The 13,032-nt window shown below is 47.2% G+C and carries 12 protein-coding genes; 1 reads left to right on the top strand and 11 read right to left on the bottom strand.

Annotation, left to right across the window (positions count from 1 at the left end):
- Positions 1–5 precede the first annotated feature (5 nt).
- The 3 genes from P2H89_RS03765 to P2H89_RS03755 form a co-directional block, all read right to left on the bottom strand.
- Complete coding sequence (locus P2H89_RS03765; RefSeq protein WP_275825168.1) at positions 6–644, bottom strand: O-methyltransferase; 639 nt, start codon at positions 642–644, stop codon at positions 6–8.
- A 160-nt stretch (positions 645–804) separates the two neighbouring features.
- Entirely contained in the window at positions 805–1,503 is a 699-nt protein-coding gene (locus P2H89_RS03760; protein ID WP_275825167.1) for a TIGR00730 family Rossman fold protein, read from the bottom strand.
- Between the two features lie 200 nt (positions 1,504–1,703).
- Entirely contained in the window at positions 1,704–3,155 is a 1,452-nt protein-coding gene (locus tag P2H89_RS03755; protein ID WP_275825166.1) for a sodium:solute symporter, read from the bottom strand.
- Between the two features lie 181 nt (positions 3,156–3,336).
- Between P2H89_RS03755 and P2H89_RS03750 the strand changes: the two genes are divergently transcribed.
- Positions 3,337–3,876, top strand: a complete 540-nt coding sequence (locus P2H89_RS03750; RefSeq protein ID WP_275825165.1) for a TIGR00730 family Rossman fold protein — start codon at positions 3,337–3,339, stop codon at positions 3,874–3,876.
- A gap of 84 nt (positions 3,877–3,960) precedes the next feature.
- Here P2H89_RS03750 and P2H89_RS03745 read toward each other — a convergent pair whose 3' ends face one another.
- The 8 genes from P2H89_RS03745 to P2H89_RS03710 all read right to left on the bottom strand — a co-directional run bounded on the left by P2H89_RS03745 (position 3,961) and on the right by P2H89_RS03710 (position 13,010).
- Positions 3,961–4,533: a hypothetical protein gene (locus tag P2H89_RS03745; protein WP_275825164.1), complete on the bottom strand. Its 573-nt coding sequence runs from the start codon at positions 4,531–4,533 to the stop codon at positions 3,961–3,963.
- Positions 4,534–4,678: 145 nt separating this feature from the next.
- Positions 4,679–6,097, bottom strand: a complete 1,419-nt coding sequence (locus P2H89_RS03740) for an FAD-linked oxidase C-terminal domain-containing protein (RefSeq protein WP_275825163.1) — start codon at positions 6,095–6,097, stop codon at positions 4,679–4,681.
- Complete coding sequence (locus tag P2H89_RS03735; RefSeq protein WP_275825162.1) at positions 6,067–6,726, bottom strand: hypothetical protein; 660 nt, start codon at positions 6,724–6,726, stop codon at positions 6,067–6,069. The genes P2H89_RS03740 and P2H89_RS03735 overlap by 31 nt, the downstream gene beginning before the upstream one ends.
- Positions 6,727–6,996: 270 nt before the next feature.
- Positions 6,997–7,569 carry a sigma-70 family RNA polymerase sigma factor gene (locus P2H89_RS03730; RefSeq protein ID WP_275825161.1) on the bottom strand — a complete coding sequence of 191 codons (573 nt, stop codon included), beginning with the start codon at positions 7,567–7,569 and terminating at the stop codon, positions 6,997–6,999.
- 259 nt (positions 7,570–7,828) lie between these two features.
- A complete protein-coding gene (locus tag P2H89_RS03725) occupies positions 7,829–9,430 on the bottom strand; it encodes a hypothetical protein (RefSeq protein ID WP_275825160.1) in 1,602 nt (533 codons plus the stop codon).
- A 68-nt stretch (positions 9,431–9,498) separates the two neighbouring features.
- Entirely contained in the window at positions 9,499–10,221 is a 723-nt protein-coding gene (locus P2H89_RS03720; RefSeq protein ID WP_275825159.1) for a TolC family protein, read from the bottom strand.
- A gap of 15 nt (positions 10,222–10,236) precedes the next feature.
- On the bottom strand, positions 10,237–11,703 hold the full coding sequence (locus tag P2H89_RS03715) for an O-antigen ligase family protein (protein WP_275825158.1): 1,467 nt from the start codon (positions 11,701–11,703) through the stop codon (positions 10,237–10,239).
- A 164-nt stretch (positions 11,704–11,867) separates the two neighbouring features.
- A complete protein-coding gene (locus tag P2H89_RS03710) occupies positions 11,868–13,010 on the bottom strand; it encodes an acyltransferase (protein WP_275825157.1) in 1,143 nt (380 codons plus the stop codon).
- Positions 13,011–13,032: the final 22 nt, after the last annotated feature.

Genomic DNA, 13,032 nt, shown 5'->3' with positions numbered 1-13,032 from the left:
GAATTCTATTTTTTTCGGATCATCAGCAAACCGTCGCGGATGGTAACCAATACCTGGTCTACGCGAGGGTCCTGTTGTACCCGCTCATTAAAAGACTGTATTGCGATTGCGTTTTTACCAGTTATGGGCTGTTCCAGCACCTGACCGTGAAATAAAACATTATCAGCCAATATTACACCACCTTGTCGCACCCTCGGCAATACCAGTTCGTAGTAGTCGGTATAGCCTACCTTATCGGCATCAATGAATACCAGGTCCCAGGTTTCATCAAGGGCAGGAATGATTTCTAACGCATTTCCCGTGTGCAAAATTATCCGTTCAGCTGCATTTGACCTATCGAAATTTGCCTGTGCAACTTTCGCCTCCTCCTCCCGTAACTCTATGGTATGCAACTGACCATCCTTTACCAAACCCTTAACAAGACATAGCGCGCTGTAGCCGGTAAAGGTGCCAATTTCGAGGATGCGCCTTGGTTGCAACAGGGTGCTGATCATTTCCAGGAACCGGCCCTGCACCTGGCCGCTCAACATATGCGCCTGCCGGTGGTAGGCGATGGTTTGGGCTGCCACCTGCTGCAGCAATTCGTCTTCCGGCGACGTGAATTGGTCGGCGTAGGCCTGTACCTGAGGAGGAATGATATCCATACCCGGCAAAAATACGAAGCATGAGTGATTGACACACAAAGGCTTTTCGGTTATCCGCCGGAAAAACCATTAAAAAACATAATATTAACAACCAACGACAAAAGCCCTGTATACGTGGCCAATGGACTCGCATACAGGGCTTTTTATGGGGAATAATAGCTTAAAAGTTCGGTTGCAATGGATTCTTGGTGTAAAACTGCAATACATGTTCTACCACCTCTTCCGGCGTATCGACCACCTTGAGGAGGTCGAGGTCGTTGGGAGAGATATTGTTTGACTTCTGCAGCATGGTCTCTTTCATCCAATCGACCAGGCCTCCCCAATACTGCGATCCAACAAGAATGAGCGGTACGGGCGACATTTTACCGGTTTGGATGAGGGTAGCCACTTCGAAAAATTCATCCATGGTACCAAAACCGCCGGGCATCATGACGAAGCCCTGTGCATATTTGGTAAACATCACTTTGCGTACAAAGAAGTACTCGAAGTGGAGATTGGCATCCCGGTCTATATAGGGATTGGCGTGTTGTTCAAAAGGCAATTCGATATTGAGGCCCACCGACTTGCTGCCGCCCAATTGAGCGCCTTTATTGGCAGCTTCCATGATACCAGGGCCACCACCCGAAATGATCCCAAAGCCTTCTTCGGCCAGTTTACGGGCAACATCGACCGTCAGTTCGTAATAGGCATGACCAGGCTGGGTACGCGCAGAGCCGAAAATGGAGATACAGGGGCCAAGTTTAGCCAATGCTTCAAAGCCATCGACGAACTCGGCCATGATCTTGAATATCTGCCAGCTTGAATGTGCTTTCGATTCGGACCAGCGTCTTTGTTTAGAGATCTTAATGGTTCCATTCATACACTAACTTGTTTAGGGTTCTGAATACCGGAAAGCATAATGGCTTACCGGGATGTAGTGGCCAGCCGCCGTAGCAGCCATCTGAAAGGAACCTGACGCAGCAACCGGGCCACAGACTATGATGCCATCCGGAGAGGATGGCATCGAAGAGATCACCTTGTGTGATCCATTATTATTAACGTATGGATAGGTGTTTTAGTTTATATGGTCTGTTGTTTTTTTGATATCAGCATGAGCCCGGTAAATGTTAGCAGACCGTTAATAATAAGCAGCTCGAGACCTATTTCGAATGAGCCGAATATTTCCTTCTGGAATTTGTCGAGGATAAAGCAGACTACAGGAGCAATAACACAAACTACCGGCACCAGCCTGTCTTCCACCAACCTTTTCGTAAGGATACCAAAACTGAACAAACCCAGCAGTGGTCCATAGGTATAGGCAGCTACTTTCAGGATCACGCCGATCATACTGGAATTGTTAACCCATTTGAATACCATTACCAGGAGGAGGAAAATGATGGCAAAGGAGAGGTGCACACGCTGGCGGGTCTTCTTCTTTTCCGCATCACTCATCGTCGTGTTCCGTTGAATACCGAGGATGTCGATACAAAATGAAGAGGTGAGTGCCGTAATAGCACCATCGGCACTGGGAAACAACGCTGATATCAGGGCAATGATGAAGATGGCTGAAATTACAGGCGGCATGTGCTGCAACGCAATGGCCGGGAACAACCCATCACCGGTTACAGTAACACCCTGCTTTTCGGCAAAGAGGTAAAGCAAACCACCCAATACCAGGAACAGCAGGATCACTCCCAGCATAATGAGCGAAAGGGTCACGACATTCTTTTGGGCATCCTTCAGGGTCTTCACCGAGATGTTCTTTTGCATCATCTCCTGGTCCATACCCGTCATCGTAATGGTGATAAACGCACCCGCAGCAATTTGTTTCAGGAAGAAATACTTACTACCGGGGTCGGTAAAAAATATCTTTGAGTAACCTTTTTCGCCCATGGCCTGAAGGCTTTGCGCCAATGTAATATCCATGCTCTTGAGAATGTAAACAACACAGATCACCAGGCCTGCCAGCATGCAGGTCGTTTGGAGCGTATCGGTGTATACGATCGTTTTTACACCACCTTCATACGTATACAGCAGGATCATGATGAGAATTATGAGGGTCGTAAGCCAGAATGGAACACCAAAGCTGCTCAGGATAGCATCCTGCAGGATCTTCACCACCAGGTATAAACGGGCGGTGGCACCAAGCGTCCGTGACAGAATGAAAAAGCTGGCGCCGGTTTTATAGGCAGTAAAGCCCAGCCTGGTGCTGAGGTAATTATAGATCGATGTAAGGTTCAACCGGTAGTATAAGGGCAGCAACACATAAGCGATCACCAGATAACCGATCAGGTAACCCAAGGTGATTTGAAAATAAGCGAACGACTCCCGGCCCACGGCACCTGGCACACTGACAAATGTGACACCGCTAAGCGAAGTACCGATCATACCAAATGCTACCAGCATCCAGTTCGAATTGCGGTTACCGATGAAGAACGAATCGTTATTGGAATTGCGGGAAGTGAAATAAGCCACCACCAGCAATAGCAGGAAATATCCAATAACGAAAGAGAACAACAAAGTAGGAGACATAGATATTTATTAGTGAACAAACATACATTAGAAAAGGGTTTGAAGATAATAAAATTGTTATCAATTGTAACCATTCCGCTTATCTTAGCTACTTTGAAGTGCCCCACCCATGCCGGTTTCAGCTGAAGGGAACCCTTTACAGTGATCATGGCGCTTCCCATTAAAATATCAATAAACTATTATGAGCATTGAAGCGGCAGCGGTTTTCTGCGGATCAAAGACAGGCAAGAACCCGATATTCAATCAACATGCGGCAGAACTTGGCAAACTACTCGCCATGCTGAAAATTAAGCTGGTGTATGGTGGTGGCAATAAAGGATTGATGGGCACCATTGCAGATGCAGTACTGGCACAAGGCGGGAAAGTAATGGGCGTGATACCCAAACTACTTATCGAATGGGAACAACAACATGAAGGACTCACGGAACTGGCGGTGGTATCTGACATGCACACCCGCAAAAAGATCATGTACGAAATGTGCGATGCAGCGATCGTTTTGCCAGGTGGTTTTGGGACGCTGGATGAATTGTTTGAAATGGTAACCTGGAATCAACTGAAGATCCACGACAAAAAAATATACGTGCTCAATTCAGGAGGTTTCTATAATCACCTCATACTTCACCTCAAGCAAATGGAAAAAGAAGGGTTCCTATATGAGAACATCAGCGAAAGGATCATCATCTGCGATAATCCGGTAGAAGTATTCAACAAGATCAGCTGATACGTTTATCCGACCGTTGTATAAGCACGAAGCCTGACGTTTTTCGCCAGGCTTCATGCTTATGATTAAGTTTCCACAATTGCGCTAAAATCCGAAGTTGTATCCGAAGTTGTAAAAGGCCCTGTTACCATAGGGTGAGCGCTCGTTCTGTAACAGATCATACTGGACCATGATGAGGAAAGCCCCGCTGCCGGCAGGAATGGCCGCTCCTACCCCACCCAGCAGAGAGGGCACGACTTTACTTTCCAGTTTTTGATCGGGACTCCCATCATAGAACTTGAACTTACCCCAATTGTAATTGGCCTCAGGCTGAATTTGCAAGAACAGATAGTCGATTGGATAAACACGCCCAAATACATTGAGGCCCGCTACCCCATAATCCTCTTTATACTCCGGAACATAGTATCTATACCGATAACTGGAATAAATAAAATTGATCCCTGCACCTGCCGCCAGATACTTATTGAAGCGGTAACCCATTTGCGGCGACACATTGACAAGCGTGCTGTTGCTGCCAAAGGCAAGTCCCAATGTACCACCAGCGAACAGCTTACTTCTGTCGAAACCCTTCGTTTCGCTTTCCTCGTATTGTGCCGTTGCGGTAAGGCTTAGGGTGGCAAGGAATAAAACTGCGACCAAAAGATATTTCCTGTTCATTTGAGTTGAATTTGGTAAATAAAAAGGCCCCTGCAAATATACAGGGGCTATTACTTATACAGGGTAAACTGTAGATATTTAGGCTTTTTTTAGGCCGATTTGGCTACGCAATGTCGCGCTTTGCGCCGACCGTACTCTGCTCACCTTACAGATCGAAGATCTTTCCGGCGTTCAGGATATTATTGGGATCGAACGATTTCTTAATACCCCGCATCAGTTGCAGCTGGGTCTCGTTGAAAACAATGTCGATATAGTTCTTCTGGAGCAACCCGATTCCGTGCTCGCCGCTGATGGTGCCACCTAAACTGTGCACCAGCGTAAACAAAGCGCGGATACCCTGTATCACTTCAGGATCGTCATTGCTATTGGCAATGCCTTCTTTTTTGATGCGGATATGCAGGTTACCATCTCCGGCGTGACCATAACATACGGCCTTAAAATTGTATTGCTGGCCGAGTTGTTTCACCCCTCTGATCAGGGCAGGCAATTCGGCGCGCGGCACTACCGTATCTTCTTCGATGGTATAGCCATCGATCTTTACGGCTTCGGCCGCCCGGCGGCGCAGCTTCCACAATTCGGCTTTCTGTTGGGCGTCGTCGGCAAAGAATGGTTCACCAGCTTCGTAGTTCGTGAGCAACTCGCCAATGGTTTCCATTTCCGTCATCAGGGTATCCAGGTGATTACCATCTACCTCGATGATCAGGTGTGCTGCCGTGCCTTCTGTAACGGGTACTGCCGAGCTGTCGACAAACGCACTCACGATACGGAGCGCATCGATCTCGATCAGTTCCAGCGCACTGGGTACAAATCCTGCACGGAATATTGCACTAACGGCTTCCCCCGCCTTTTCCAGCGACTGAAAAGGCACCAGCATCAGCAGGTCGTATTTGGGAAGCGGAATCAGTTTCAACACAATTTTAGTAACGATACCAAGGGTACCCTCACTGCCTACCACCAGTTGGGTAAGGTTGTAGCCGGTAGAGTTCTTGAGTACGTTGGCGCCCGTCCAGATCACTTCGCCGGAAGGTAAAACCAGCTCGAGATTGAGCACATAATCTTTCACCACGCCATATTTAACGGCCTTTGGACCACCACTGTTCTCGGCAATATTGCCACCAATAAAGCAGGATCCACGGCTGCTGGGATCAGGCGGATAGAAAAGTCCCTTTTCCTTCACTGCATTCTGCAGGACTTCGGTAATAACACCCGGTTCGGTGATCACCTGCAAATTGCGCTCGTCGATAGTGAGGATAGAGTTCATGCGATCGGTAGAGATCAACACACCGCCCAGATGAGGAAGTGCGCCACCACTCAACCCGGTTCCTGCACCACGGGGGGTAACAGGAATTTTATGCTGATTACAGATCTTCATGATAGCACTGATCTCGTCAGTTGTACGCGGCCTGAGCACCACCTCGGGAGGAAATAAAAGATGCTCGGTTTCGTCATGCCCGTAATTGTTTAGGGACTCTTCATCCAGGAGGACATATTCTGCTCCGGTTATCTGCCGGAACTGCTCGATAATTGTTGCTGTCAACTTTCCCTGTATAGCCACTGTTTCCATGTATTTATGTTGAAAAGGGCCTCAAAAGTCGGATAATTGCGGGAGATGGAAAAACAGGGAAGAGAAAATATTGGCCAGACAGGGGATAATTGGGTGATTTTGTGAACTAAAGAATATTGGCAGCAGTATAATACTGATTCCCAGCAAGTTTGGAGGTTGACAGGATCAATGCCTGTTGCCGGCTCCAAAATATTCATGTAAGGTATAGGCCCCTGGCGGGTAGTTCCACAAGGATTGAAACCAGTAATGGAAGCCAGCTTCAGGAGTTGCGCATCGACGCTGTGGATCTCCCAATAAAGTTTTTGAGGCCTGTGCAGATGGATCAGATGATGGATATAGCAATGCATCAATTCTTCGAGATCTCCCATTTCCTTTACCAACCTGCTTTTCTGTAATTGCGTGATGCAGCACTCTCCTTTCGCCAGTACATGGGGAGTTTTTGATGCATTGAAACCAGCCTCGTGCACGGTTAAAAGGCTCACCCTTGCTTTTTCAACATTGACGCCGGTTATGAACCGTACACCCCGGCTGTCCTGTGCCAGACGGGTTAACAATCCCAGACTTTTATACGACTCCCTGTTCATCCATAGCAGCAGGTACGGGAAATCATCTTCATCCAGTTCGTGCAAAGTGAACCGGTTGCAGGCCGGACGGTTATCCCGCTTATCTTTTATATCCTGGCTCATAAGGTTTATGGTTAATCGATGAAAACTATGCAAATGGTAGTCTGCAGCTTTCAATAAAGTATGGCGTAGCGGTAAAAGAATGGATGAAATGCGGCGGCTACTTCAAATATAGGCACGAAAATGCAAATAACACACGCTGTCCTGGCAGGCGACATCCAGCGTGCTGACCTGCAAACAACTAAAAATCGAAGACTGCAGATTATTTGATCACCGTCAATTAAGGGAAGGCGTTATAGTAAGGTTTGGTACCAGGCAACTCCGGATAATCCTGATGGCCTTTGTTTTTTGCGACCTTACTTTATTGACCGGCATGTCTAATTGCAATGCAATATCCGCCGTTGTCATTCTGTTATAGAAATAGAACTTGAATACATCGGCACACTGACCGGTTAGCTTGTTGATGCCTTCATATAGGTTAAGCAGCATTTCACTCGTAAATATTACCGGCATACTCTGGGGATTGGCCGGCAGCAGGTCTGCAAGCCTGAACATATCTCTTTTGTAAATCGTTCCCATTTCAACCCCGGACAGGTAATCATAGCAGGCATTGCGAACGGTAACCAGCAAAAATGCCTTGATATCGGCCAGGGACCTGAAATTGCGACGCATAGCGATCAACTTGATAAAAGTATTGACGACCAGTTCGTTGGTTTCCTGCCGGTCGTTGATGAGCTGGTTACCGTATTGAACCATGGAAGCGTAGTATTCCCGAAAAATGATGCGAACGGCTTGCAGATCATTTTTATGAAAAGCGGGGATCAGATTTTTGTCTAAAGTTTTGGCCATGGTGAAGGGATTTATACTATGTATAAAAACAGTATTGCCTGCATTTGCGGCATAGCCGGATGCAATAAACGAAGCAATAAAATACGTAGGATAAAGCCCGGTTTGGCAGAAAGATATTGGTAGCGACACGGAAAACGAATAGCAGTAAAGCCTATACTTAAGATAAGCAATCTTCCGCATTTTCAAACATCTGTTGAAGGCCACCAATCAATGAATAAAATTCCTTAAACAGTATCGGGCCGCCAATGTTCCTGTTCGTTTACTCGATCACGACAATACGGGCGGTACCTTCGGGATACACCTTCGTTCTCGGCTCAAATGCCTTCAACAGCGAATCGATGTACACGGTGCCATGGGGCTGATAATGGCTGGCTTCGGTAAAGATATAAATGCGCCCTCCCTGTTGAAGGGTAGCAGAAACAGCCTTGTCGGTAATTTGGCGTAATGAATCGGCTGCCGGGGCTTCGTGTGCTGTTTTATTAATGAAGTATTTAAAGAAGTCGCGCAACTGCCAGCCGTCCTGTAGCAGGATCATGTCTTTATCGCGCACCTCCTCTTTCACTGTCCTGATCTTTGTATAATATTGATCGTTCTCCAGTTCCATTAACCAATGAATGCTGCCAAAGAAGTTGATGATGAACAACATAATTCCCATCGATGCAACGATGGCCGCTGGCTTAACGGCGCCCCATCCGGCAAACGCGGGGACGCCTTGCCCTCCATACCGCAATGTACCGATCAACAGCAGCCAAACCAGTACTACCTGGAATATCCAGAACTCGAGGATCTCGGGCATCCAGAAGGTGAAAAAGACGGAATATATGATACCTGCCATCATCAGGGGAGTTACCACATGGCCCATGGTGGCGTGGATCGTTTTATATCGACGTGCAAATCTGATCACCAGCCAGATCATGAGCGCTCCCAGCAGCAAGCTCAACGCCGCCAGCAGGATCGCTACCGATTGCGGCATATTGCGCACGAGGTACATTTCATCGCCCAGCGAATGGTTTGAGAGATGTGTGCTGAGGTATCGTTCTACCGGCGGAAGGCGGAATACGAAATGCCCACCGATAAATGCGTGTGAATAACCAGTTGCAACCAGAAAAGGAGTCTTGCTGTTCAACGGCTTCCAATGTGCCTCCTGTTGCGCATATCCCTCCAGCCAGTTCATCCATTTGGCCGTATCGTTTTGGTCGAGGATCACCCAACCCACGATAAAATAGGCTCCGCCCACCAAAACCAGCCCTGTCAACGCATATTGTATAAAGGCTGGCACCATCGGAACGCTTTTCCGTTGTTCCCATAGCTTATACAGGATTACCGGAGTGAACAATACGTGCACCTGGTGAAACAGGATGGCCAGTATCTGCAGCAAAGCCATATACAGGAAATCCTTTTTTTGAAGCTGGCTTTTGGCAGCAATATACAATGCCAGCAACAGAAAGAAGATGGGCGGCGCATATACTTCGATATTGGTGCTGTAAAACCAGGGGCCGAATGAAAAAGCCACTACTGTAATACCGATCAGCGATTCCAAAACCGGCATATTGAAACGGCGCCGGAAAAAACAATACACCACCGTGATGGTTCCACTACCCCAGAGCGCGGTAAAGAGTTCCGTGAGGTAATAGTCCCTGATCCCGGGTAAAATGGCATGTGCTACCACATACCAATAATGCGTTACAAAATGATATAGTAAATGATGAGGATGAAAAAGGGGATCTCCTTTAACGATTCCGTTGAGATAACCGATAGAATCATGCGGTCCGGAAAAATTGGCCGCCAGGGTGCAAATGAAAAATATCAAGGATCCGGTATATACCAATAATTGCTCCGGAATACGTAAACGCCGATTCATTAATACGGTTTAATTAGCTTTTATCTTGGATGGAGTCGATGGCCTGCAATGTTTCGATGCCCGGTTGCTTATTTCTTCCCTAACACGTCGTCGATACTCACCCCGATAATGGCTTCGAGCTCCAGTTTGGCTACACTGAAGTTTCGCTGTTGATCGGCCTTCTTCAATTGCTGTTCATAGTAAGCAGTTTCTGCTTTCTTAAATACTTCCGGAGTGATCAGGCCATCGGCAAAGTCCTTTTCAGCCAGTTTGTATTCGGTATACTCCGACTGTGCCATACGAATGATGAGGTCATACTTTTCCTTGTGCATGAGGTAATCCTCATAAGCCGACAACACTGTTTTACGTACAGTACGGTATTTCTCATTCTTTTCGGCATGAGCAATATACAGGTTCTCACGGGCTATCTTCACTTCATTGGCCTTCGAGGTAAAGAAGTCGAACGGAAGGTTCATGCTGAAGTTGTATTTGGGGTATAACGTTGCCTGGTTGGAAGGAGCACTCTTAGGGTTGATGGTGTACTCGTTTACGTTGCCAGTGGCCGAGAAAGTATTCAACCAGCTGCCTTTTGCTTTGTGAAGCTGGTATTTGGCGACATTGACCTGCCGGTCAGCAATCTCAAAATTAGGATTCTGTAAAGCCAGCTGAACCAGCTTTTCGCGGATGTCGGTAATCTGGCTGGTATCCAGGTTGGCATGGTAAGTCGATACGTTTCGCCCCGTTGGTTGTTGCCCTTGAGAGGTTAAAGCAGTCAGCATCAGCACACTAATGCCGGCAAAGATTCTATTCATGGTTGCAAGGTTCATTTAGTTGTTTTCTTCAGTTTTTGACGAGTCAAATAAGTGTAATTTCAGGAATATGGCCAGCGCGGAATAAAAATACAATACATTGGGATATTGCCCGATAGCCAACTGGGAAAACTGCGCGATCATAAGACTGAATACCGATACCAGGTTGGCTGCATAGATGGTTTTGAGGTCCGGATCCCGAACCCGGTAAAAATACTTGATCCCCGTACGCAGTATCACATAATAAAATATCAGCATTAATGCCAGTCCGACGGGCCCCTGCTCCATCATCGTTTGCATATAGGCACTATCCGGGGGAATAAAGGATAGAAAATGTCCGGGGCTGTACATGGCCCCGATCAAACCGGCCGTATTGAGGCCGCCGCCCATGGGGTGGCTCCATACATAAGGCTGGGCAATTTTGCGGTTTACGTCACGCACCAGGGCCGAAGGGTCCTTAGACCCTTCGAAAGTGGATCGCAACCTATTGATGATCATGTTATCATAGATCGGCACTACCAACAGGCCGACCAGCAATCCGGCAAATACACCCGAAAAAATAAGGGTCCTTCGCTGGTATAGGGTGAGTACACAATAGAATACGATGGCCGCCACGATCATCAGCGTCGCTGTACGGGTACCGGTATAACTGGAAGCCAGGAAATGGATGATGGAGAGCACATAGTACAAAAACCTTAAGCGGGTGTTTTTTTCCTGCAAAGCCAGCACCAATACAAACACTGTCGAGGATGCATACAGGATACCTGCCGCCGCCGGATCGGATAAAAGGCCGAACCGCCGCACAAATCCACCATTCACGAAAAGCTCCAAACGCACCGGGTCGGCCGTGAGCCAGATATACTCCCAGGTCGAAAACCCAAACCATTGCTGTTTACAGGCATAGATGGCTTCAAAAGTGCTCAATATGATCCAGAACTTCATGAAGAACTGGACAGACTTCTTCGAGTTGAAGAAGCAATAGCTCATGTAAAAGAACGCGGCAAAGCTGAACTGCTTCCGTATAAAGTTGAACCAGCCTAGTTTGCTGGCCCCCGACGGATTCACGATCTGCAGTAAATAATAGAACATCAATACGCCGATCCAGATGGTGAGGGCTGAGTTCCAGAACCTGCGATCGACCTCTTTACTATATTCCTGGCGGGTGATAACGCCCAGCAGGGTAAGGTAAGAGAGGTATTCGGGAATAAGCCCCGTAGGGATCATTGCCTGGATGTTGAACAACCGCGAGGGTAAAAGCAAGCCCAGGCAGATGATATAGGTGGCGTAGTAGCCCACCTTGGGATACAACATGCACAAGATAAATATCAGGATACCTGCCATGCCGGCCACGATCCCGATACTGGCCGAAGGATTTACCATCACTGTCAGGTACGACATACTGATGGCTATCAACCCAAGTACAGAAATACCCAGGCCCGTCGTCATCTTCTTCTCCAGAAAATGATACTTGAGCCAGTATAACACGTTTGAACCCGCTTTATTTAGTAAGCCTTTTGCCATTATGATCTAAAAGAACAGGAATTTGACGAACATCGCCAGGCAAAATGCAGCCGCAAACAGCGTGCTGATGATCTCGAAAGCCTTGTATTGATCCTGTTCGTTTTCCATTTTTGATGATTAAAGGGTAATCAATTACCAACCGCGATCTTTTGTGGGCTTTGAACCTGGCTGCCTTTACCGGCTGCCGGCTCTTCCTTCGGCTTTTTCAAAGTGAACAGCCACCAGGCCCCCCAACGTTCTGCGATATTATATAATATGATCGGCAAAATAATCCCAATTGTCACACTAACGACCATTAACACCGGGATATTCTCTATGCCAAGTATTTTCACCAGCACGTTGCGCAAGGAGGCTGTGATCATCAGGTGCATTACATAAATATATAATGAGTGATAGCCTATCACGCGAAGAAACCTTAAAACATTCAATTTTTGCAACAGGAATGACACCTGGATCACAAAAGCCCCACCCAGCAGTGCCGTAGCGGCGAAGAGGGCAGGTTGCTGAAACTGAACATAGTAGTCATCCTGGTGTGCCAAATTCAGGTAGGTGAAATAGTGTTGAACCAGTACAAAGACCGGTAGTGTCATCAGGGTCGTTTTCCAGGACATCAGCACCGGATGATACCGGGTATTGAGTACCAGGTCCGAAAACAAATGCCCGATCGCAAAGAACAGGTAAAAGAACAACACATCGTTCAATAGCCCGAGATGTATGCGGTTCACGAGGCAGTAGCTCGCAACGGCAAACAAAATCACGCCAATGATGACCTGCTGCCAGGCTTTTGCTTTTCCATACCAATGCACAACGGCATATAATGCACTCACACAAAACAATGCGTTCAGGTACCAGAACTGCTCGATCTTACGGGGGTCGATGATCAGGTTCACATAATCGAAAGGGGTGCGCTCTGCATTGGCATAGCCGGCAAACAATAATTGCAATGTAACCTGGATGCTTCCCCACACCATCAAAGGATAAAAGATGGATTGAAACCTGTCTTTAAGATAGGTGCCTATCCCTTTTCGGCCCATGCTGGCCCCCACAAAAATGCCCGATACGATAAAGAATAAAGGCATACGGAAGCTGAAGAAAAAGATATTAAAATACTTCAGCGCACCAAAACTTCCGGATCCCTCTCCCACATTCGCCAGTCCTTCAAATACATGCCGGTAAACTACCAGCAGTATTGTAATACCCCTGGCATAATCTATCCAGGGATAACGGCTCCTGTTTAATATTTTTTGAGCGTTAAACAAATAGTTGAACATGACACGGTATAAGGTTTAATAT

The sequence above is a fragment of the Paraflavitalea sp. CAU 1676 genome, from assembly GCF_029223285.1.
Taxonomy (GTDB): Bacteria; Bacteroidota; Bacteroidia; order Chitinophagales; family Chitinophagaceae; genus Paraflavitalea.
Note: the sequence above shows the minus strand (reverse complement) of the source record. Positions and strands in the feature narration are given on the sequence as shown.

Excerpts from the sequence above, each read along its gene's own strand:
- P2H89_RS03765 (WP_275825168.1), bottom strand. The coding sequence starts at position 644 with ATGGATATCATTCCTCCTCAGGTACAGGCCTACGCCGACCAATTCACG.
- P2H89_RS03760 (WP_275825167.1), bottom strand. The coding sequence starts at position 1,503 with ATGAATGGAACCATTAAGATCTCTAAACAAAGACGCTGGTCCGAATCG.
- P2H89_RS03755 (WP_275825166.1), bottom strand. The coding sequence starts at position 3,155 with ATGTCTCCTACTTTGTTGTTCTCTTTCGTTATTGGATATTTCCTGCTA.
- P2H89_RS03750 (WP_275825165.1), top strand. The coding sequence starts at position 3,337 with ATGAGCATTGAAGCGGCAGCGGTTTTCTGCGGATCAAAGACAGGCAAG.
- P2H89_RS03745 (WP_275825164.1), bottom strand. The coding sequence starts at position 4,533 with ATGAACAGGAAATATCTTTTGGTCGCAGTTTTATTCCTTGCCACCCTA.
- P2H89_RS03740 (WP_275825163.1), bottom strand. The coding sequence starts at position 6,097 with ATGGAAACAGTGGCTATACAGGGAAAGTTGACAGCAACAATTATCGAG.
- P2H89_RS03730 (WP_275825161.1), bottom strand. The coding sequence starts at position 7,569 with ATGGCCAAAACTTTAGACAAAAATCTGATCCCCGCTTTTCATAAAAAT.
- P2H89_RS03725 (WP_275825160.1), bottom strand. The coding sequence starts at position 9,430 with ATGAATCGGCGTTTACGTATTCCGGAGCAATTATTGGTATATACCGGA.
- P2H89_RS03720 (WP_275825159.1), bottom strand. The coding sequence starts at position 10,221 with ATGAATAGAATCTTTGCCGGCATTAGTGTGCTGATGCTGACTGCTTTA.
- P2H89_RS03710 (WP_275825157.1), bottom strand. The coding sequence starts at position 13,010 with ATGTTCAACTATTTGTTTAACGCTCAAAAAATATTAAACAGGAGCCGT.